The sequence below is a fragment of the Cryobacterium sandaracinum genome, assembly GCF_004403415.1.
Taxonomy (GTDB): Bacteria; Actinomycetota; Actinomycetes; order Actinomycetales; family Microbacteriaceae; genus Cryobacterium; species Cryobacterium sandaracinum.
In genome coordinates, this window is the sequence record NZ_SOGO01000020.1 from 1 (window position 1) to 20,259 (window position 20,259).

At 67.7% G+C, this 20,259-nt stretch carries 17 protein-coding genes and 2 rRNA genes; 16 read left to right on the top strand and 3 right to left on the bottom strand.

The genetic code is table 11. The features are described from left to right. Nucleotides 1-1,851, top strand: a 23S ribosomal RNA gene (locus E3T25_RS06145); the annotation flags it as partial. A gap of 134 nt (nucleotides 1,852-1,985) precedes the next feature. After that, nucleotides 1,986-2,102 (top strand): 5S ribosomal RNA (gene rrf / locus E3T25_RS06150). A 649-nt stretch (nucleotides 2,103-2,751) separates the two neighbouring features. Here the strand turns inward: rrf and E3T25_RS06155 are convergent. Continuing rightward, complete coding sequence (locus E3T25_RS06155; RefSeq protein ID WP_134373076.1) at nucleotides 2,752-3,786, bottom strand: hypothetical protein; 1,035 nt, start codon at nucleotides 3,784-3,786, stop codon at nucleotides 2,752-2,754. On the opposite strand from E3T25_RS06155, the gene E3T25_RS17055 reads away from it, so the two are divergent. The 9 genes from E3T25_RS17055 to xerD all read left to right on the top strand — a co-directional run bounded on the left by E3T25_RS17055 (nucleotide 3,751) and on the right by xerD (nucleotide 12,945). Beyond that, the gene (locus E3T25_RS17055) at nucleotides 3,751-4,701 is read left to right on the top strand and encodes a hypothetical protein (RefSeq protein WP_241980679.1); all 951 of its coding nucleotides are present in this window, start codon (nucleotides 3,751-3,753) and stop codon (nucleotides 4,699-4,701) included. The genes E3T25_RS06155 and E3T25_RS17055 overlap by 36 nt on opposite strands. Beyond that, on the top strand, nucleotides 4,676-5,707 hold the full coding sequence (locus tag E3T25_RS06165) for an HAD-IIA family hydrolase (protein ID WP_134373079.1): 1,032 nt from the start codon (nucleotides 4,676-4,678) through the stop codon (nucleotides 5,705-5,707). The genes E3T25_RS17055 and E3T25_RS06165 overlap by 26 nt, the downstream gene beginning before the upstream one ends. Nucleotides 5,708-5,717: 10 nt before the next feature. Continuing rightward, the gene (locus E3T25_RS16695; protein ID WP_158250237.1) at nucleotides 5,718-5,888 is read left to right on the top strand and encodes a hypothetical protein; all 171 of its coding nucleotides are present in this window, start codon (nucleotides 5,718-5,720) and stop codon (nucleotides 5,886-5,888) included. Nucleotides 5,889-5,983: 95 nt separating this feature from the next. After that, nucleotides 5,984-6,790: a TlyA family RNA methyltransferase gene (locus tag E3T25_RS06170; RefSeq protein WP_134341968.1), complete on the top strand. Its 807-nt coding sequence runs from the start codon at nucleotides 5,984-5,986 to the stop codon at nucleotides 6,788-6,790. After that, the gene (locus E3T25_RS06175; RefSeq protein WP_104100385.1) at nucleotides 6,787-7,707 is read left to right on the top strand and encodes an NAD kinase; all 921 of its coding nucleotides are present in this window, start codon (nucleotides 6,787-6,789) and stop codon (nucleotides 7,705-7,707) included. The genes E3T25_RS06170 and E3T25_RS06175 overlap by 4 nt, the downstream gene beginning before the upstream one ends. Before the next feature lie 9 nt (nucleotides 7,708-7,716). Next, nucleotides 7,717-9,414, top strand: a complete 1,698-nt coding sequence (recN, locus tag E3T25_RS06180) for a DNA repair protein RecN (protein WP_134373082.1) — start codon at nucleotides 7,717-7,719, stop codon at nucleotides 9,412-9,414. Between the two features lie 11 nt (nucleotides 9,415-9,425). Beyond that, complete coding sequence (locus E3T25_RS06185) at nucleotides 9,426-11,147, top strand: CTP synthase (RefSeq protein WP_134373085.1); 1,722 nt, start codon at nucleotides 9,426-9,428, stop codon at nucleotides 11,145-11,147. A gap of 84 nt (nucleotides 11,148-11,231) precedes the next feature. Continuing rightward, the gene (locus tag E3T25_RS06190; RefSeq protein ID WP_174720203.1) at nucleotides 11,232-11,855 is read left to right on the top strand and encodes an NUDIX domain-containing protein; all 624 of its coding nucleotides are present in this window, start codon (nucleotides 11,232-11,234) and stop codon (nucleotides 11,853-11,855) included. Nucleotides 11,856-11,877: 22 nt separating this feature from the next. Continuing rightward, nucleotides 11,878-12,945: a site-specific tyrosine recombinase XerD gene (gene xerD, locus E3T25_RS06195; RefSeq protein WP_420898230.1), complete on the top strand. Its 1,068-nt coding sequence runs from the start codon at nucleotides 11,878-11,880 to the stop codon at nucleotides 12,943-12,945. A gap of 757 nt (nucleotides 12,946-13,702) precedes the next feature. On the opposite strand, the gene E3T25_RS06200 is transcribed toward xerD, so the two are convergent. After that, a complete protein-coding gene (locus tag E3T25_RS06200; RefSeq protein WP_166785960.1) occupies nucleotides 13,703-14,521 on the bottom strand; it encodes a PIG-L family deacetylase in 819 nt (272 codons plus the stop codon). Further along, nucleotides 14,518-15,789 (bottom strand): glycosyltransferase, encoded by a 1,272-nt coding sequence (locus E3T25_RS06205; RefSeq protein ID WP_241980681.1) that lies wholly within the window; start codon nucleotides 15,787-15,789, stop codon nucleotides 14,518-14,520. The genes E3T25_RS06200 and E3T25_RS06205 overlap by 4 nt, the downstream gene beginning before the upstream one ends. 207 nt (nucleotides 15,790-15,996) lie before the next feature. Here E3T25_RS06205 and E3T25_RS06210 point away from each other — a divergent pair, with 207 nt between their 5' ends. The 5 genes from E3T25_RS06210 (at nucleotide 15,997) to E3T25_RS06230 (ending at nucleotide 20,258) form a co-directional block, all read left to right on the top strand. After that, nucleotides 15,997-16,884: a ParA family protein gene (locus tag E3T25_RS06210; protein ID WP_233191344.1), complete on the top strand. Its 888-nt coding sequence runs from the start codon at nucleotides 15,997-15,999 to the stop codon at nucleotides 16,882-16,884. Then, the gene (locus tag E3T25_RS06215) at nucleotides 16,868-17,677 is read left to right on the top strand and encodes a segregation and condensation protein A (RefSeq protein WP_134373093.1); all 810 of its coding nucleotides are present in this window, start codon (nucleotides 16,868-16,870) and stop codon (nucleotides 17,675-17,677) included. Before E3T25_RS06210 ends, E3T25_RS06215 begins: the two co-directional genes overlap by 17 nt. A gap of 61 nt (nucleotides 17,678-17,738) precedes the next feature. Further along, nucleotides 17,739-18,362: an SMC-Scp complex subunit ScpB gene (gene scpB / locus E3T25_RS06220; protein ID WP_134373096.1), complete on the top strand. Its 624-nt coding sequence runs from the start codon at nucleotides 17,739-17,741 to the stop codon at nucleotides 18,360-18,362. After that, the gene (locus E3T25_RS06225) at nucleotides 18,359-19,156 is read left to right on the top strand and encodes a pseudouridine synthase (protein WP_104100394.1); all 798 of its coding nucleotides are present in this window, start codon (nucleotides 18,359-18,361) and stop codon (nucleotides 19,154-19,156) included. Before scpB ends, E3T25_RS06225 begins: the two co-directional genes overlap by 4 nt. 19 nt (nucleotides 19,157-19,175) lie before the next feature. Then, the gene (locus tag E3T25_RS06230; RefSeq protein ID WP_134373099.1) at nucleotides 19,176-20,258 is read left to right on the top strand and encodes a prephenate dehydrogenase; all 1,083 of its coding nucleotides are present in this window, start codon (nucleotides 19,176-19,178) and stop codon (nucleotides 20,256-20,258) included. The last annotated feature ends 1 nt before the right edge of the window (nucleotide 20,259 follow it).

Consider the following 20,259-nt stretch of genomic DNA (forward strand, 5'->3'; position numbering starts at 1 on the left):
CCCTTGTGGTGTTGGTTCAGCCGTGTTGATGGGTAGGAGAGCGTCGTGTGGCCAGCGAAGCGGCGGTGTAAACCAGCCGTGGAGGCTACACGAGTGAGAATGCAGGCATGAGTAGCGAAAGACGGGTGAGAAACCCGTCCTCCGAAAGATCAAGGTTTCCAGGGCCAGGCTAATCCGCCCTGGGTAAGTCGGGACCTAAGGCGAGGCCGACAGGCGTAGTCGATGGACAACGGGTTTATATTCCCGTACTGGCGAAAAACCGCCCAAACTAATCCAGAAATGCTAAGCATCTGAATCCTCTAGATGGATCCCTTCGGGGTGAAGCGTGGGGCCTAGCGTGCGACCCTATGCTGGTGCGGTTAGCGTATTAACAGGTGTGACGCAGGAAGGTAGCTGAGCCGGGCGATGGTTGTCCCGGTCTAAGGATGTAGGCCGAGAGATAGGCAAATCCGTCTCTCATGAAGGTTGAGACCCGATGGGTAGTCCTCACGGACGAAATCAGTGATCCTATGCTGCCAAGAAAAGCATCGACGCGAGGTTTTAGTCACCCGTACCCCAAACCGACTCAGGTGATCAGGTAGAGAATACTAAGGAGATCGAGAGAATCGTGGTTAAGGAACTCGGCAAAATGCCCCCGTAACTTCGGGAGAAGGGGGGCCTGAGGCGTGAAGGGATTTACTCCTGGAGCGTTCGAAGGCCGCAGAGACCAGTGGGAAGCGACTGTTTACTAAAAACACAGGTCCGTGCCAAGTCGCAAGACGATGTATACGGACTGACGCCTGCCCGGTGCTGGAAGGTTAAGAGGAACGGTTAGCCGCAAGGCGAAGCTGAGAATTTAAGCCCCAGTAAACGGCGGTGGTAACTATAACCATCCTAAGGTAGCGAAATTCCTTGTCGGGTAAGTTCCGACCTGCACGAATGGCGTAACGACTTCCCAGCTGTCTCAACCGCGAACTCGGCGAAATTGCATTACGAGTAAAGATGCTCGTTACGCGCAGCAGGACGGAAAGACCCCGTGACCTTTACTACAGCTTGGTATTGGTGTTCGGTGTGGCTTGTGTAGGATAGGTGGGAGACTGTGAAGCTTGGACGCTAGTTCAGGTGGAGTCAACGTTGAAATACCACTCTGGTCATATTGGATATCTAACTTCGAACCGTGATCCGGTTCAGGGACAGTGCCTGGTGGGTAGTTTAACTGGGGCGGTTGCCTCCTAAAAAGTAACGGAGGCGCCCAAAGGTTCCCTCAACCTGGTTGGCAATCAGGTGTCGAGTGTAAGTGCACAAGGGAGCTTGACTGTGAGACTGACAAGTCGAGCAGGGACGAAAGTCGGGACTAGTGATCCGGCAGTGGCTTGTGGAAGCGCTGTCGCTCAACGGATAAAAGGTACCTCGGGGATAACAGGCTGATCTTGCCCAAGAGTCCATATCGACGGCATGGTTTGGCACCTCGATGTCGGCTCGTCGCATCCTGGGGCTGGAGTAGGTCCCAAGGGTTGGGCTGTTCGCCCATTAAAGCGGTACGCGAGCTGGGTTTAGAACGTCGTGAGACAGTTCGGTCCCTATCCGCTGCGCGCGCAGGAAATTTGAGAAGATCTATCCCTAGTACGAGAGGACCGGGATGGACGAACCTCTGGTGTGTCAGTTGTTCCGCCAGGAGCACCGCTGATTAGCTACGTTCGGAACGGATAACCGCTGAAAGCATCTAAGCGGGAAGCCGGCTTCGAGATGAGATTTCCATCCCTTCGGGGGAGAGGCTCGCAGCTAGACTACTGCGTTGATAGGCCGGATGTGGAAGAGGGGACTAAAGACCCTCGGAGCTGACCGGTACTAATAAGCCAATAATTTGATAACACACCAGTTTGAATAAGCTGCAAGCGTCCACTATGTGGTTCTCGATGTACGGTCGAGAACAACGCCCCACGGTGACTCATAAACACTGAGGGCTCTATAACTAAAAAATATAGATTCGATTCATCGAAAGATGTTTCGGCGGCTATAGCGAGAGGGAAACGCCCGGTCACATTCCGAACCCGGAAGCTAAGACTCTCAGCGCCGATGGTACTGCAGGGGGGACCCTGTGGGAGAGTAGGACACCGCCGGACTCAACGTAGCAACACACACAATGGCCACCCCAACGGGTGGCCATTGTGCGTTAACCACCACCGCCCCGCCCGGCGCCCACCAACAGCGACGCCCCCGCCCCATCCACCCCGCGGCGCACATCCAGCAGCGGTCGTGGCCAACTCAGGAGATCCAGCCGGGCCGTGCCGGGCATCCGCACCAATGCCGCACTAACCCGCGGCGGCCGTCTACTGCGGGCAACAGATGTCCTGAGTTAGCCACACACACACGGGCCCTGGCCAAGCCGCCCCGCGGCGCACGCTCTACCTGCGCCCACCTCCATACCGTGCGTCCACCTCCACACCTTGCGCCACGAACCACACCACCCCGTGGGAGGGCACACCTGCACCAACGACAGTTGGCCACCCCTCGAGGTGAATTCCATGTGGTGAGCGAGAGTGAATGTCTTCATTCCGGTCGAAAGTGCCCGGTAGAGCCACCACTCTCGACCGGAGAGGGACACTCGCCGCGACCCGGTATGACACCGCCGGACTCGATTCAGAATCAACCAAAATGGCCTCCCAGACGGGTGGTCATTTGGCGTTGAGTTACTGTTGATAGGTCTGTCGAAATGACAGGTCAAATTACACAGGAGACACAGTGAGCCCTTCAGGAACGCACGATAACGAATCACGCGACGGCGGACGAGACGATCGTCGTTCCAACGGGGGTTACCAGGGCCGGTCCGACCGTCCGCAGCGTGACGGTGAGCGTCCCCCTTACCGCGGTAATTCCGAGCGTCCGAAGCAGGGAGGCGAGCGTCCTCCCTACCGCGGGAACTCCGATCGTCCCTCCACGGGCGGTTACCGTGCAAATTCCGAGCGTCCGGCCAACGGTGGCGAGCGTCCTTCGTACCGTGGCGATACCGAGCGTCCGCAGCGTGATGGTCAGCGTCCCCCTTATCGTGGCAACTCCGACCGCCCGGCCACGGGTGGTTACCGTGGCAATACTGACCGTCCCCAGCGTGATGGTGAACGTCCCCCTTATCGTGGCAACTCCGAGCGTCCGCAGCAGGGTGGCGAGCGTCCCCCTTATCGTGGCAACTCTGTCCGCCCGCAACAGGGCGAGCGTCCTCCCTACCGTGGCAATTCGGACCGTCCCTCTACCGGTGGCTACCGGGGCAACTCTGAACGCCCGCAGGGTGGCGAGCGTCCTCCTTACCGTGGCAACTCCGAGCGTCCGCAGCAGGGTGAGCGTCCTTCCTCCCGCGGCAATTCCGACCGTCCGCAGCAGGGTGAGCGTCCCCCTTACCGTGGCAATTCGGACCGTCCCTCTACCGGTGGCTACCGGGGCAATCCCGATCGCCCGCAGGGCGGCGAGCGTCCCCCGTACCGGGGCAATCCCGATCGCCCGCAGGGCGGCGAGCGTCCCCCGTACCGGGGCAACTCCGATCGCTCCTCCGGCGGCGGGGAGCGCAAGCCCTGGGCCAAGGACGGCGCCCGTCCCGAGCGCACCGATCGCCCGCAGCAGGGTGGCGAGAAGCCCTGGACCCAGCGCGGCGGTTCGCCGAACCGTGCCGGAGCTCCGCGCGGAGACGCCGGTAAGAAGCTGTGGACCCGTGACGGTGCCCCGGCCCGCGGTGACCGCGATGCCCGTGTCGTCGAAGAGGAGATGACCGAAGAGCAGCGCATGCAGCGCGAGCTTCGTTCGGTGCGCCCGCGCCACGACGACCCCGAGCTGCCCGACGACATCACGTCGCAGGACCTCGACCGGATCGCCCGCAACGAGCTCAAGACCCTCAGCAAGGACAACGCCGAGGCCGTCGGCCGCCACTTGGCCATGGCCGCCCGCGTCATCGACGAAGACCCCGAGCTGGCTCACCGCCACGTCCTGTCGGCTGCCCGTCGTGCCGGCCGGATCGCCGTGGTGCGCGAGAGCCTCGCGATCACCGCCTACGCCACGGGCGACTTCGCCCTGGCGCTGCGGGAACTGCGCACCTATCGCCGCATCTCCGGTTCCAACGATCAGCTTGCGCTGATGGTGGACAGTGAGCGCGGCGTGGGCCGCCCGGACCGGGCGCTCGAGCTGGGACGCTCCGTCGAGCGCGCCTCGCTGCCGGCATCCGTTCAGGTTGCCCTGGCGATCGCCATGTCCGGGGCGCGTCTGGACCTCGGCGAGACCGAGGCTGCGCTCAGCGAGCTGGAGATCCCGCAGCTGGACCCGAAGACCGCGTTCTCCTACAGCGCCGAGCTGTTCGCCGCCTACGCCGAGGTTCTCGGCGAGCTGGGCCGCGACGACGAGGCCGAACTGTGGAACGAGCGGGCCGAACGGGCCGACGCTGCCGTGTCCGGCGTGACCGATTTCGACGAGACCATGGAGATCCTCGAGATCGACGAGGAGGAGATCGACGAGGAGGAGATCGACGAGAAGGAGTCCGACGACACCGACACCGACACCGACACCGACACCGACGACGACGACGCGACTGACGTCTCCGACGAAGAGTCCGCGAATGACGCCGACGACTCCACCGACGACGACGACGACGCGACTGACGTCTCCGACGAAGAGTCCGCGAATGACGCCGACGACTCCACCGACGAGGCGGAGCACGATGCTCAGGCGTCGCCGCGTGCTTGAGGCGGTCACCCCGCTGACCGGCGTCGACGTGGTTCTGGTCGACCTGGACGGCGTGGTCTACGCCGGTCCAGCGGCCATCCCGTTCGCGGTCGAGAGCCTGAACCGTGCGGCGGAAACTGTGCGGGTCGGCTACCTCACCAACAACGCGTCCCGCACCGACCAGTCCGTGGCGGACCACCTCTCCGAACTGGGCCTGCACACGGTGGCGACGGATGTCGTAACCTCACCGCAGGCCGCCGTGCGTCTGCTCGCGGATGAGGTGCCGGCCGGCTCGCGCATCCTCGTGATCGGCGGCGAAGGTCTTCTGACCGAGGTTGAAAAGGGTGGCTTCGTCGTCACCCGCTCGGCGGATGACGCTCCGGCCGCCGTGATCCAGGGCTTCTCGCCCGACCTCGGCTGGAAGGACCTGGCCGAGGCCGCGTTCGCCCTGCACCCGAACGAGGATGGCGTGGAGATCCCGTGGATCGCCACGAACACCGACTGGACCATCCCGGTGGCCCGGGGGATCGCGCCCGGCAACGGCACCCTCGTCTCCGCCGTGCACAGCGCCGTCGGTCGCCTGCCGATCGTGGCCGGCAAGCCCGAGGTGGCCATCTTCACCGAGGCCGTCACCCGCTTCGAGGCGCAGGCGCCCCTGTTCATCGGCGACCGCCTCGACACCGACATCCTCGGCGCGAACCGGGCCGGCATTCCGGCCGCGCTGGTGCTCACCGGCATCGACAAGGCCAAGCAGACCCTGGCCGCCGACGCCAAGTCGCGGCCGACGTATATCCTCGACGACCTGCGCCAGCTGCACGAGCCTTACCCGCAGACGGTGTTCTCCAAGGACGGCTCCTCCGCCACGGTGAACGGGGCGACGGTGCGCATTGTCGGCGCCGACGTCACGATCGTGGCCGAGGGTGACGGGGCGATCAACCTGCTCCGCGCCGCCTGCGCCGTGATCTGGGCATCCGGTCGGCCCATCTACGGGCTCACTGTTCCGGAGCGACTGTATCTCGGACGGTAACGTGGAGAGGGTGAATCAGCCCCACGTGACGACGGACGACGTAACCCAGGATCTTCCCGCGCGGCTCGCCGCGATCGAAGACCGGCCCCTCGAGGAGCGCGCCGCCGCGTACGTTCAGGAGCACGACGGGCTGCGGGGCCACCTCGAAGGTGGAGACGTTCCCCGGGCGAGCCACCCATGACCGACGTCGACGGAACCCCGATGGGCGCCCCCGATGACGTCGCCCCCGACACCAGTGCCAGCGACCCCAGCGACCCCGGCGTTGCCGGCGAGCGGATGCCCCACCAGCGCCTCGACTCGGCCGTCGCCGAGCGCGGTCTGGCCCGGTCCCGCACCGTCGCCGCGCAGCTGATCGTGGGCGGACTGGTCACGGTCGACGGCACGCCCGTCGTCAAGGCATCCGCCAAGGTGCGGGACACCCAGCTGATCGAGGTGGCGGCCACCGACCACTACGTCAGCCGCGGCGCCCACAAGCTCATCGCCGCCCTCGACGCCTTCGCGGTTCCGGCCCTGGGCCGCACGGTGCTCGACGCCGGAGTGTCCACGGGCGGCTTCAGCCAGGTGCTGCTCGAACGCGGCGCCGGCCAGGTCATCGGGGTGGATGTGGGGCACGGGCAACTGGCCCCTCAGCTGGCGACCGAGCCGCGACTCGTGCTGGTCGAGGGGTTCAACCTGCGCTACGCCACGGCCGAGAAGATCGCGGCCGCCTCCGGGGTGCCGCAGCGGGTGGACCTGGTCGTGGGAGACCTGTCCTTCATCTCCCTGACCACCGTGCTTCCGGCCCTGGTGGCGTCCGCCGCCGACGGTGCCGACTTCGTGCTGCTGATCAAGCCGCAATTCGAGGTCGGCAAGGGCAGCATCCGCGAGGGCGTCGTGCACGATCCGGGCCTCCGTGCCGACGCGATTGCCGGTGTGCTCTGGGCGGCGTGGGATCTCGGCCTCAAGACGAACGGTTTGATCGCCTCGCCCATCGCCGGCGGCGCCGGAAATCGCGAGTACCTGTGCTGGCTGTCGAGCGCGGTCGGCAGCAATCCGACAGAATGGATCGAACGCACAACGGCGCTGGTGGGAGTGACTAAATGAGTGCAGCACCACGCAACATCCTCGTCGTCGCGCACACCGGCCGCACGGATTCCCTCGAGGCCGCCGTCACCGTCTGCCAGCAGCTGCTGGCCGCCGGAGCCGTGCCGGTGCTGGCCCGCAACGAGCGCGCCGACCTGCTCGCGCACTGCCCGGACCTCGACGACCAGATCGCGATCCTGCACGAGTGCGTCGCGACCACCGAACTCGAACTCGTGATCGTGCTCGGCGGCGACGGCACCATCCTGCGTGCCGCCGAAGTCGTGCGCGGCTGTTCGGCCCCATTGCTCGGCATCAACCTCGGCCACGTAGGTTTCCTCGCCGAGAGCGAGCGCGACGACCTCGGTGAGGCCGTGCGCCGGGCTCTGCTGCGCGACTACCTGGTCGAGGAACGCATGGCCCTCGCCGTTCGGGTCAAGCTCGGCGATGAGGTGATCTACGAGACCTGGGCGTTGAACGAGGCCACAGTCGAGAAATCCAGCCGTGAACGGATGCTCGAGGTCGTCATCGAGGTCGACGGCCGCCCGCTCTCCTCCTTCGGTTGCGACGGCGTGGTCATGTCCACGCCCACGGGCTCCACCGCCTACGCCTTCTCGGGCGGCGGCCCGATCGTCTGGCCGACGCTCGACGCGCTGCTGCTGGTGCCGCTCAGCGCTCACGCCCTCTTCGCCCGCCCGCTCGTCGTGGGCCCGGACTCGTCGCTCGCCGTGGAGGTGCTCGCCCGCACCGGCGGGGCCGCGGTGCTCTGCGCCGACGGTCGCCGCGTGCACGACCTGCCGCCGGGCTCCCGTGTGATCGTGCGCCGTTCACCGATTCCCGTTCGGCTGGCCCGCCTGCACAGCGGCCCGTTCACCGACCGACTGGTCAACAAATTCAACCTGCCCGTCACGGGTTGGAGAGGCCCGGTCGGCCGTGAATAGGCGTTCCGCATGATCGAGGAGCTCGTCATCCGTGACCTCGGTGTCATTGCTGAGGCCACCCTGCCGCTCGGCCCCGGCTTCACCGCCGTGACGGGCGAGACCGGCGCCGGCAAAACCATGGTCGTCACCGCGCTCGGCCTGCTGCTCGGCCAGCGTGCCGATCCCGGTCTCGTGCGCCAGGGCCAGTCGCAGAGCTGGGTGGAGGGCCGCTGGCTGATCCCCGCCGACGGCACCGTCGCGACCCGCGTGCGGGACGCCGGGGGAGACCTCGACGGCCCCGAACTCATCCTCAGCCGCTCGGTGTCCGCGGAGGGACGCAGCCGGGCCGTGGTCGGCGGGCGCAGCGCCCCCGCCGGCGTGCTCAGCGACCTCGGCGGCGACCTCGTGGTCGTGCACGGCCAGTCCGACCAGGTGCGTCTGCGTTCGGCCGTCGCCCAGGCTGCAGCCCTGGACCGCTTCGCCGGGCCGACGCTCGCCGAAACCCTCGACCTGTTCCAGAGGGCCTACTACCGCTGGCAGGGCCTTCAGAGTGAGCTCGACCGACTCGTCGACGAGCAGGACCAGCGCGCCCGCGAGGCCGACACGCTGCGCGCCGCCATCGACGAGATCGAACTCGTCGCCCCCCAGCGCGGCGAAGACGAGTCGCTCAGCGAACGCGCCGAACGCCTCGGCAACCTCGAGGAGCTGCGCATCGCGGCCGCCCAGGCCCGGGAGTTGCTCTCGGCGGAGGAGAACCCCGACGAGATGCCCGACGCTGTCGCCCTGCTCGAGTCCGCCCGGCGCCAGCTCGAACGGGCCGGGGAGCACGACCCGGCCCTGCCGCCCCTTGCCGAGGCACTCGCAAACGCCGGCTTCCTGGTTGCCGACATCGCCGCGCAGCTCTCCAGCTACCTGGCCGGCCTCGACGCCGATGGCGCCCGCGAACTCGAGGTCGTGCAGGAGCGCCGCTCGGAGCTCACCGGCCTGGCCCGCAAGTACGCGGGCGGCCTTGACGAGGCCATCGACTTTCTCGACACCGGCAGTGCCCGTCTGCTCGAACTCGACAGCGACTCCGACCGCATAGACACGCTCCACACCGAAACGGATGCCGCACGCCAGTCGACTGACGGCCTCGCCGACCAGCTCACCGGCATCCGTCGCGCTGCCGCAGAGGCCCTGGGCGCGGCCGTCACAGCCGAACTGGCCGCCCTGGCCATGCCGAACGCGTCGCTGCTGGTCGAGGTCGACGGCCGGGCCGAGATCACCGCCACCGGACGCGACCTCGTGAAGATTCTCCTGCGCCCGCACGCGGGGGCGGAGCCACGGTCGCTGGCGCGCGGGGCCTCCGGTGGCGAACTGTCCCGGGTGATGCTTGCGATCGAGGTCGTCATCAACCAGGCCGACCCGGTGCCGACCTTCGTCTTCGACGAGGTCGACGCCGGCGTGGGCGGCGCCGCGGCGATCGAGATCGGCCGCCGGCTGGCCCGGCTCGCCGAAACCGCCCAGGTGATCGTGGTCACCCACCTTGCCCAGGTGGCCGCGTTCGCCGGCAACCACCTCAGCGTCGTCAAGGACAGCGACGGCTCCGTCACCGCCAGCAGCGTGCGCCAGCTGCACGGCGACGAGCGTGCCGCCGAAATGGCCCGCCTGCTCTCCGGCCTGCCCGATTCCGCGAGCGGACTCGAACATGCCCGGGAGCTCATGAACCTCGCCCGCGCCAACCGATAGGTCAGCCCTCAATGCTAGAGTCGAAGCCCGTGGTGGAAAATAAAAGCACGGACGAATCAGTACGCAACGACACGACACGACACATTTTTGTGACCGGTGGTGTCGTTTCTTCTTTGGGCAAGGGCCTGACGGCGGCAAGCCTCGGCAATCTCCTCACGGCCAGCGGTCTCCGCGTGGTCATGCAGAAGCTCGACCCCTATCTCAATGTGGACCCCGGCACGATGAACCCGTTCCAGCACGGCGAGGTCTTCGTGACCGACGACGGTGCTGAGACCGACCTGGACATCGGACACTACGAACGGTTCCTCGACATCAACCTCAACCAGGCCGCGAACGTCACGACCGGTCAGGTCTACTCGCAGGTGATCGCCAAGGAACGCCGCGGCGAGTACCTCGGCGACACCGTGCAGGTCATCCCGCACATCACCGACGAGATCAAGCGCCGCATGCGCCTGCAGGCCAGCGACGAGCTGCGCCCCGACGTGATCATCTCCGAGATCGGCGGCACGGTCGGCGACATCGAGTCCCAGCCGTTCCTCGAGGCGGCACGCCAGGTGCGCCACGAACTCGGCCGGAACAACGTCTTCTTCGTGCACGTCTCGCTGGTGCCGTTCCTCGGCGCCGCGGGGGAGCAGAAGACCAAGCCCACCCAGCACTCCGTTGCCGCCCTGCGTTCCATCGGCATCCAGCCGGATGCGCTCGTGCTGCGCAGCGACCGGCCCGTCTCCGACTCGAACAAGCGCAAGATCGCGCTGATGTGCGACGTCGACGAAGACGCCGTGGTCAACGCGGTCGACGTGCCGAGCATTTACGAGATCCCCACCATGCTGCACGATCAGGGCCTGGACAAGTACATCACCGACCGCCTCGGCCTGCCCGTCACCAGCGTCGACTGGACCGGTTGGCAGAAGGTGCTCGACGCCGTGCGCGAGCCCCAGCACACCGTCACCATCGGGCTGGTCGGCAAGTACATCGACCTGCCCGACGCCTACCTGTCGGTCACCGAAGCGCTGCGCGCCGGCGGATTCGCCAACCAGACCAGGGTCCAAGTCACCTGGATCGCCTCCGACGACTGCGAGACCGAGGAGGGCGCGAACCGCCTGCTCGGTGAGCTCGACGGCATCTGCGTTCCCGGCGGCTTCGGCGTGCGCGGCATCGAGGGCAAGCTCGGCGCCCTCAAGTTCGCCCGCGAGAACGGCATCCCCGTGCTCGGCCTCTGCCTTGGCCTGCAGTGCATGGTCATCGAATACGCCCGCAACAAGGCCGGCCTCACCGGCGCATCCTCCTCGGAGTTCGACGAGGACACCGAGTTCCCGGTGGTCGCGACCATGGAAGAGCAGGTCGAGATCATCGCGGGCGGCGACCTGGGTGGCACCATGCGCCTGGGTCTCTACCCGGCCGTTCTGGCCGAGGGATCCATCGTGGCCGAGCTCTACGGTGCCTCCGAGGCGTCCGAACGTCACCGCCACCGCTACGAGGTCAACAACGCGTTCCGCTCTCAGATCGCGGATGCCGGACTGTGGTTCTCGGGCACCTCACCCGACCGCCACCTGGTCGAGTACGTCGAGCTGAAGCGCGAGGAGCACCCGTTCTACGTGGGCACGCAGGCGCACCCGGAGCTGCGCAGCCGGCCCAGCCACGCGCATCCGTTGTTCCGTGGCCTGATCAGCGCGGCCCTGGACCGCCAGCAGGCCAGCCGCCTGTTCGAGGTCGAAGCCAAGGAAGATGCCTGAGCCGTGACCCACCCGTCTGTGCCCGCCGCCAATGTGACCGCTCCTGTGACCGCCGAGAAGTCCGGCGAATCGGCCTCCGCCCCGCTGGCGGATGAGCCGGCCTTCGCGGCGGTCTCGGACAGCGCGATCGTTTTCGACGGCAAGGTGTGGGATGTCCGCCGCGACACCTTCGGCTATAACGGCTCCCGCATCAATCGCGAGTACCTGGACCACCCGGGCGCCGTGGCGATCCTCGCCCTCGACGAGCACAACCAGGTGCTGCTGATCAAGCAGTACCGGCACCCCGTGCGCACGCGCGACTGGGAGCTGCCGGCCGGGTTGCTCGACGAAGACGGCGAGCATCCACTCGTCGGAGCGCAGCGCGAGCTGGCCGAGGAGACCGACCTCGTCGCCACCGAGTGGAATGTGCTCGGTGAGTTCGCCACCTCGCCCGGCGGCAGCAACGAGGTCATCCGCATCTACCTGGCGCGCGGCCTCGCCGCGGCTCCGGAGATCTTCGAGCGCACCGAGGAGGAAGCCGACATCGAGGTGCGCTGGGTGCCGCTTGATGACTGCGTCGATGCCGTGCTGGCCCGCCGGGTGCAGAACCCGTCGCTGGTGATCGGGGTGCTCGCCGCCCAGGCAGCCCGCGCGCGCGGCTGGAGCACCCTCGGGGCGGCGGATGAGCCGTGGCCGCGGCATCCGGTCAATTGGGACCACACGGTGTGACCGGTTGGCCTCGTCTGGTGGTGTGAGCGGTGCGGCTGGTGTTCCTGCTGGCCGGGGCGTCGCGGGTTTGGGCGGTCCGCCTGCACCGGGAGTTGCCGGTGGGGTCGTCGCGGCGGCCGTGGACTCGTATCTGCGGCACGTCGCGATCGAGCGCGGCCTGAGCACCAATACGGTGTCCGCCTACCGGCGTGACCTGGCCATCTACAGCCGGTGGCTTGCCGCGGTCGGGTTGACCGGACTTGCCGACGTCACCCGGCAGCACGTCTCCGACTACGTGCGGTTCTTGGGATCCCGCGAGGAGTCGCCGCTGACGGCGGCGTCGATCGCGCGCATCCTCTCGACCGTGCGCGGGTTTCACCGATTTCTGCTCGAGGAGGGCGTGGTCGACACCGATGTCGCCCACGAGTCCAAGCCGCCCAAGCTCGGCACCCGGCTGCCCAAGGCAATTTCGATCGAGCAGGTCACACTGTTGCTCGCGGCGACTGACGGCGACGAGGTGCACAACCTGCGCGACAAGGCGCTGCTCGAGCTGCTCTACGCCACGGGCGCCCGCGTCTCGGAGGTGGTCAACCTCAATGTGGACGATGTGCTCGACCCCGAGGTGGTGCGCCTCACCGGCAAGGGCGACAAACAGCGCATCGTGCCGGTCGGCAGTTACGCGCGCGCGGCCATCGACACGTTTCTGGTGCGGGGGAGACCGCTGCTCTCCGCCCGTGGACCGGCGACGCCGGCCCTGTTCCTGGGCCTTCGCGGCAAGAGGCTCAGCCGGCAGAACGCGTGGTTGATCATCCGGGCTGCGGCCGAACGCGCCGGCCTCGAGGGGCATGTTTCGCCGCACACGCTGCGGCACTCCTTCGCGACGCACCTGCTCGAGGGCGGGGCCGATGTGCGCGTGGTGCAGGAGTTGCTCGGCCACTCCTCGGTGGCCACCACCCAGATCTACACGCTCGTCACCGCGGATACCCTGCGCGACATGTACACGACGGCGCATCCGCGGGCGCGGGTGTCCCGTTCCGTCCCCCCGGTGGTTGAGTCACCCACGGTGGTGGTTGAGCCCCCGCCGGTCCTGGACGAGCTCAACCCCGCCTGACTGTTCCCGTTTCGGACAACTGTTGCCCGTGTACCGGCAACAACTGTCCGGAACGGCAACAGTGGCGGCCGGGGCCGCCGCGCGCCGTTGACGTTTGAGCTTTCCGGGGCATTCCGTTCGAGCGGCCACCGAAGGCTGCGTCTCGCGTGTTTTCCGAAGTTACGTGACGACGGATGCCGAGAGCCGCCCACGCTCGCGGCTGCGGCGGCCCCGCCGGTGGTTGAGCCTCCCGAAACCCGGTGACCTGGCCCTCGAACCCGCCCATCGGCATCCGTCACCGTCGCTAGCTTCGGAGTTTTTCGGAACCCGCTGGTCGAGCGGCCACCGAATGCGGCGTGTCGCGATTATCCCCGAGGTTACGTGACGCCGGCTGTCGAGAGCCGCCCCCGCTCTGGGCTGCGGCGGCCCCGCCGGTCCGGGATGCGTAGCCAAACCCCGCCTAACTGTTGCCGCTCCGGACAACTGTTGCCCGCGTACCGGCAACAATTGTCCGGAACGGCAACAGTTGCGGCCGGGTCCGCCGCGCGGGGCATCCGTCACCCGCGTCGTCACCCGCGTCGTCACCCGTCGGAGTCTCGGCGCCCTCCCTGGCATAGCTCCTGCAATTTGGCTGCTGGGAGCCGGTTCCACCGTGTTTTCGGGCCTATTCTGCAGGATTTGCAGGAGTTATGCACGAGGGGCTACACACCAGGCCGGCGGCTGACCAGCGGAAGCCAGTGCAGATCCCGCAGACGGGCGCAGGTCGGTGCGGCCGACCTCAGAGCAGGCGCAGCCCCATCACAGTGATGATCGGCTCGCGCTGCCCGCCGGAGTGCACGATGTGGCCACCGCCCTCGTCGACGGTGAGCTGGCTCGCGTGGCAGCGCAGGGCAGCCGTGACCGTCGCGAGGTGCGCCGACAGGTCGAACCACTCGGCCGCACCCGCACCCGCACCCGCACCCGCACCCGCACCCGAACCCGCAACACCCCCAACACCCGCACCCGATGTAGCACCATCCACCCCCACCTGCACCACCTCGGCAAACGCGACCTCCGCCGCCCGGCTGCCGGCCAGCGCCGCTTCATGCATGCGCACGTGATCCGGATGCCCGTACCCGCCACCGTTGTCGTAGCTGATCACGAGGGCAGGCCGAAGCCGCCCGATCAGTGCGGCCACATCCGCGGCCACTTCGGCCAGGGGCGCCCGCACCAGGGCGTCGCCGTCGATGTCGTCGGCCGGCCCGGCCAGCCCCGGACGAATCCAGGTCATGCCCGAGTCCCGGTACGCGCGCGGCGCGAGGCCCGCGGCGCGCGCGGGCGGCGTGCCCAGCCAGAACCGATCCGCGAGACCGATGCCGAGGGCCGCCGCGGCGCAGGCGAGCTCCCGCTCGCGTTCCCGGGTGAGCGCATCCGTGCCCTCGAGCACCGACAGCGGCCCGCGCACGACCTCGCCTTGCTCGCCGCGCGTGGCGGTCAGCAACGACACCCGGATGCCCCGGGCCGCCATTTCCGCAATCAGCGCACCCGTCGCAATGGTTTCGTCATCGGGATGAGCGTGCACGAACAGAACAGTGGGAACACCGTCCAGCAGACTCACGCGCTGAGCAGCGAGGGGCGGCGGTCGCCGGCACCGGGGCGCACCAGCGACCGGTACACGGTCACGAGGCCTTCTGCCGACCGCGGCCAGTCCAGGTGCTCGGCCCGCTCGCGCGCGGCGAGCGACAGACGCCGGGCGAACGCGGGGTTCGAGAGAATCTGCGTGAGCGCGCCGGCCCAGACCTTCGGATCGCGCGAGTCCAGCACCACGCCGGTGTCGCCGTCGAGCACCGCCTCGCGCAGTCCGCCGGCCGCCGCGGCGACGACGGGAACACCGCTCGCGGCCGCTTCCAGCGCCACGAGCCCATACGTTTCAGAGTGCGAGGGTACGAGCACGACCCGGGCGCCGCTCAGCAGCAGGGCCAGGTCCACGCGGGACCGCGGACCCACGAAACGCACGTTGCGTTCGATTCCGTGCCGGGCCGCGAGGGACCGAAGCTCGTCGATATAGCCGTCGTAGTCGGCTGACGCGTCGCCGGCGATCACGAGTTCGGGCCGGATCGGCTCCGGCACGGCCGCGATCGCCTCGATCGCGAGGTCGAGGCCCTTCAGCGGCTGCAGGCGCCCCGCGACGATCGCGTACCCGCGGATGTCGATCGGTCCAGAAAGTTCGGCAGCCCCAACCGCGGCGGCACCGACACTCCGGATGTCCGTGGGCCGGAACAGAATCCCGTCCACCCCCGGCAGCACGATCGAGATGCGCTCGGGCGCACCGCCGAGCCGCTTCACGATGGTGTCGGCCTCGGACTCGCTGATTGCGACCAGGGCATCCGACTCTTGCGCCAGCCAGGCCTCGCCAGCCATGCGCCCGGGGGACTCGGGGCGTTCGCCGGCCGACAACGGCGTCGACGCGTCGGCCGCGATGCTGTGGAAGCTCTGCACGTGCGGGATGCCCCGGCGGCGCGCGAGCGGGAGCGCCGCCATACCCGAGAACCAATGGTGCGAGTGGATGACGTCGTAGGGTCCCAGCGCATCCATCTGCACGCGGAACGCCTCGATGAACTCCTCGTGGTCGCCCTTCGGCACGGGACGGGCCGGTCCGGCCTCGAGAAAGCGGAGCGTCACCCCGGGGCTCAACTGCATCGTCTTCGACACGGGGGAGGAGCGACGGGTGAGGATATCGACGTGGTGGCCGGCGGAGGCGAGAGCCTCCGCCTGGTGCCGCACGACCACGTTCATGCCCCCGGCGTCACCCGAGCCCGGCTCAGCTCCTGGGGACGTGTGCAGGCAAACGAGCGCGATTCGGAGGGGCGTAAATGGCTGAGGCACTTGAAAATCTTAACGCAAGAGCCTGTGACTCACCCGGTTCCACAGATCAGAGACCGATGACGGACCGATGACAGGCCGATGACAGGCCGAGACACGCCGGGTTCACGCGGCAGACCTGCGGTTTTCGGCGATCCGTGCGGCAACATGCCCGATCCGATCGCTACAGTGGGGACAGTGACAGGTGTAAGACGGATCGAGGGCATCTCAGTGGCGCGCAAGCAGGATGACCGGACACGACTTTCCGGTTTAGACGAGGTACCGGTCGGTGCGACCGGTCGACCCAAGCGCGACTTCGACGAACCCGCGGTTCTGCCCAGTCATGGCCCAGCGCGCATCATTTCGCTGTGCAACCAGAAGGGCGGCGTCGGCAAGACGACGACCACCATCAACCTGGGTGCCGCCCTCGCCGGCTACGGCCGCCGCGTGCTGGCCATCGACTTCGACCCGCAAGGCGCCCTCTCCGCCGGTCTCGGTGTGCCCACCCACGACGTCACCACCATCTACGACCTGCTGCTGAGCGGCTCGGTCAGCCCGCACGACGCCATCCAGAAGACGTCGGTGCACAACCTCGACATCATCCCGGCCAACATCGACCTGTCCGCCGCGGAGGTGCACCTCGTCAACGAGGTCGCCCGCGAGCAGATCCTGGCCCGCGTGCTGCGCAAGATCTCCGGCGACTACGACGTCATCCTGATCGACTGCCAGCCGTCGCTGGGTATCCTCACCGTCAACGCGCTCACGGCCAGCCACGGCGTGCTCATTCCGCTCGAGTGCGAGTTTTTCGCCCTCCGCGGTGTGGCGCTCCTGATCGAGACCATCGACAAGGTGCGTGACCGGCTCAACCCGGCCATCGAACTCGACGGCATCCTGGCCACCATGTTCGACTCCCGCACCCTGCACTCCCGCGAGGTGCTCGAGAGGGTCGTCGACGCGTTCGGCGACAGTGTGCTCGAGACGGTCATCGGCCGCACGGTCAAGTTCCCCGACGCGAGCGTCGCCGGTGTCCCGATCACCGAATTCGCACCCGAGCACGCGGCCGCCAAGGCCTACAAGCAGGCGGCGCGGGAACTGATCCAGCGTGGCGCCGTCGCCTGACGCGGACGCACCGAAGTCGTTTTCGGTCGCCCTCGGCAACTTCGAGGGTCCGTTCGACCTGCTCCTGTCCCTGATCGGCAAGCACGAACTCGACATCACCGAGATCTCCCTGAGCCGGGTCACCGACGAGTTTATCGCCTACCTGCGCGGCCTCGACCAGGACGAAGAGCTCGACCAGGCCACCGAATTCCTGGTGGTCGCTGCCACCCTGCTCGACCTCAAGGTCGTCGGGCTGCTGCCGCAGGGTGAGCTTGTCGACGCCGAAGACGTGGCTCTGCTCGAGGCCCGCGACCTGCTGTTCGCCCGGCTACTGCAGTACCGGGCCTTCAAGAGCGCGAGCGCCTGGTTCCAGGGCCGGCTCGACGCCGAGTCCACCCGGCACGTGCGGGCGGTGCGGCTGGAGGAGAAATTCCGCCGCCAGACTCCCGAGCTGGTCTGGACTCTCTCCCTCGGCGACTTCGCCGCCCTGGCCGCCCTCGCACTCACCCCGCGGGTTCTGCCCGGCGTGGGGCTCGACCACCTGCACGCGCCGCTGGTCAGCATCCGTGAACAGGCGGCCTACGTGGTACGGATGCTGCGCGCCGCCGACACGCTCACGTTCCGCGAGCTGATCGTGGGCGCCGAGGTGAAGGGCGTCGTGATCGCCCGTTTCCTGGCCGTGCTCGAGCTGTACCGCCTCGACGCCATCTCTTTCGACCAGCTCGTGCCGCTCGGCGACCTCAGCCTGCACTGGAGTGCCGAGACCTGGACCGATGACACCCTCGCCAACCTCGGAGCCGACTATGAGCATTGACACGACTATGAGCAGTGACACGACTATGAGCAGTGACGCGACTATGAGCAGTGACACGACTATGAGCAGTGAAACCGCCCCCGCAGCAGAGAACGCAGAGAACACAGAAAACACAGAGGGCACGGATGCCCCGCGCCCCCCGCTCGAGCGCACCCTCGAGGCCATCCTGATGGTCGCCGACGAACCGCAGGGGCTGCTGCAGCTCGCCGCGGCCGTCGACGCCACGCTGGGCGAGGTGCGCGCATCCGTCGCCCGGCTCGTGGCCGACTTCGACGGCCTCGCCGGCACCGTGCGCCGCGGCTTCGAGCTGCGCGAGGTGGCCGGCGGCTGGCGCATCTACGTGCGGCCCGAGCACGATGTGACCGTGGCCGACTTCGTGGTCACCCAGAACCCGAGCCGGCTTTCGCAGGCGGCCCTGGAGACCCTCGCCGTGATCGCCTACAAGCAACCGATCAGCCGCGGGGCTGTAGCCTCGATTCGTGCCGTTAATGTGGATTCGGTCGTGCGCACACTGCTCGGCCGCGGTCTGATCACCGAAGCGTTCACCGACAGTGAGACCGGTGCGATCAATTACGGCACCACAGACCTTCTGCTAGCCCAGCTCGGAATCAACTCGCTCGACGAGTTGCCATACCTATCGCCGTTGCTCAATGACGGCGCGAACGGATTTGAGGAATTGCCATGACAACCGACAACCAGGGGATTCAGGGGACACCCACCAATCTCGAGGCCGCCGCCGACGGCGTGCGCCTGCAGAAGGTCATGGCCTCCGCGGGCGTCGCGTCCCGACGGGTCTCCGAGGAGATGATCGCCGCCGGCCGCGTGCGCGTGAACGGCAAGGTCGTCACCGAGCTGGGCCGCCGGATCCACCCCGACTCCGACCTGATCATGGTCGACAACGTCGCCGTGCAGCTGGACACCAGCCGCCGCTACGTGATGCTGAACAAGCCCGTCGGCGTCGTCTCGTCGATGCAGGACGAGAGTGGACGCCCCGACCTGCGCGAGTTCACCGACCAGTTCGAGGAGCGCCTGTTCAACGTGGGCCGCCTCGACGCGATGACGAGCGGCCTGCTGATCCTGACCAACGACGGCGATCTCGCGCACGTGCTCGCGCATCCGTCGTTCGGGGTCTTGAAGACCTACATCGCCAAGGTCGAGGGCCGCGTGTCGGCGCAGACCATCCAGCTGCTGCAGAGCGGCATCGAACTCGACGACGGGCCCATCTCCGCCGACAAGGCGCGCATCCTGACCAGCCCTCCCGGCGACGGCTTCAGCCTGGTCGAGCTCACCCTGCACTCCGGCCGCAACCGCATCGTGCGCCGCATGATGGAGTCCGTCGGCCACCCCGTCGTCGACCTCGTGCGCCGCCAGTTCGGCCCGCTGCACCTCGGCACGCTGCGCGTGGGCGCCGTGCGCGACCTGACCAAGGTCGAACTCGGGCAGCTGCTCACCGTGTCGCGGGCCGAAACCAAGATCTAGGCCCAGGTCAGGAGTTCCAGTGGTTGCATCTCGCCTGATCGGGCCCGTGCGCGTCGTGGGCACCGGCCTGCTCGGCACCAGCATCGGCCTGGGCCTCCGCGCGCGCGGCATCGACGTCATCCTCGCCGACGCGTCGCCGACCAACCTCAGCATCGCCGTCGACTACGGCGCCGGCCGCGCCGCCACTGCCGGCGACCTGCCGCAGCTGATCGTGGTGTGCGTGCCGCCCGACGTGACGGCCGAGATCGTCGCGCGCGAGCTGGCCGCCCACCCGCAGGCGATCGTGACGGATGTCGCCAGCGTCAAGCTCGCCCCGCTACAGGAGCTCCGCGCACTGGGCGCCGACGTGTCCCGCTACATCGGCGGTCACCCGATGGCCGGCCGCGAACGCGGGGGACCCCTTGCCGGCCGCGCCGACCTCTTCGTCGGCCGCCCCTGGGTGGTGGCCGCGCACGACGCGATCAGCTACCAGCAGGCCACCGCGATCGACGACCTGATCCTCGACCTCGGCGCGATCCTGGTCGAGATGAGCCCCGAGGAGCACGACAGTGCGGTGGCGCTCATTTCCCATGTGCCGCAGGTCGTCTCCACGATCATGGCTCGCCGGTTGACGGATGCCGCCGGCTCGGCCCTGAACCTCGCCGGCCAGGGTCTGCGCGACGTGACCCGCGTCGCGGCCAGCGACCCCGAGCTGTGGGTGCAGATCCTCGGCGCGAACGCCGAACCCGTGCGGGACATCCTGCTGGCCTACCGCGACGACCTCGACCGCTTCATCGACGCCTTGGAAGCCCCCGCCGCACCGGGCGCGCGCCGCAAGGTGGCCGAGGAACTCGCCGGCGGCAACGCCGGGGTGGCCCGCCTGCCCGGCAAGCACGGCCAGGACCGCCGCTTCGTGTCGCTCAGCGTGATGGTCGACGACACCCCCGGGCAGCTTGCCCGACTCCTCAACGAGGTCGGCGAGGTCGGGGTCAACCTCGAAGACCTCCGCCTCGAGCACTCACCGGGCGCCCAACTGGGCCTGGCCGAAATTTCTGTACTCCCTGAGGCCGTTGGTCGCCTCACCGAAGAGCTGGCCGCCCGCGGCTGGCGGATTGCTGGTTAAT

Bases quoted from the DNA above. Each gene is read 5' to 3' on its own strand.
- E3T25_RS17055 (WP_241980679.1), top strand. From the start codon at position 3,751: ATGCAGCGCGAGCTTCGTTCGGTGCGCCCGCGCCACGACGACCCCGAG.
- E3T25_RS06165 (WP_134373079.1), top strand. From the start codon at position 4,676: ATGCTCAGGCGTCGCCGCGTGCTTGAGGCGGTCACCCCGCTGACCGGC.
- E3T25_RS06170 (WP_134341968.1), top strand. From the start codon at position 5,984: ATGCCCCACCAGCGCCTCGACTCGGCCGTCGCCGAGCGCGGTCTGGCC.
- E3T25_RS06175 (WP_104100385.1), top strand. From the start codon at position 6,787: ATGAGTGCAGCACCACGCAACATCCTCGTCGTCGCGCACACCGGCCGC.
- recN (WP_134373082.1), top strand. From the start codon at position 7,717: ATGATCGAGGAGCTCGTCATCCGTGACCTCGGTGTCATTGCTGAGGCC.
- E3T25_RS06185 (WP_134373085.1), top strand. From the start codon at position 9,426: ATGCTAGAGTCGAAGCCCGTGGTGGAAAATAAAAGCACGGACGAATCA.
- scpB (WP_134373096.1), top strand. From the start codon at position 17,739: ATGAGCAGTGAAACCGCCCCCGCAGCAGAGAACGCAGAGAACACAGAA.
- E3T25_RS06225 (WP_104100394.1), top strand. From the start codon at position 18,359: ATGACAACCGACAACCAGGGGATTCAGGGGACACCCACCAATCTCGAG.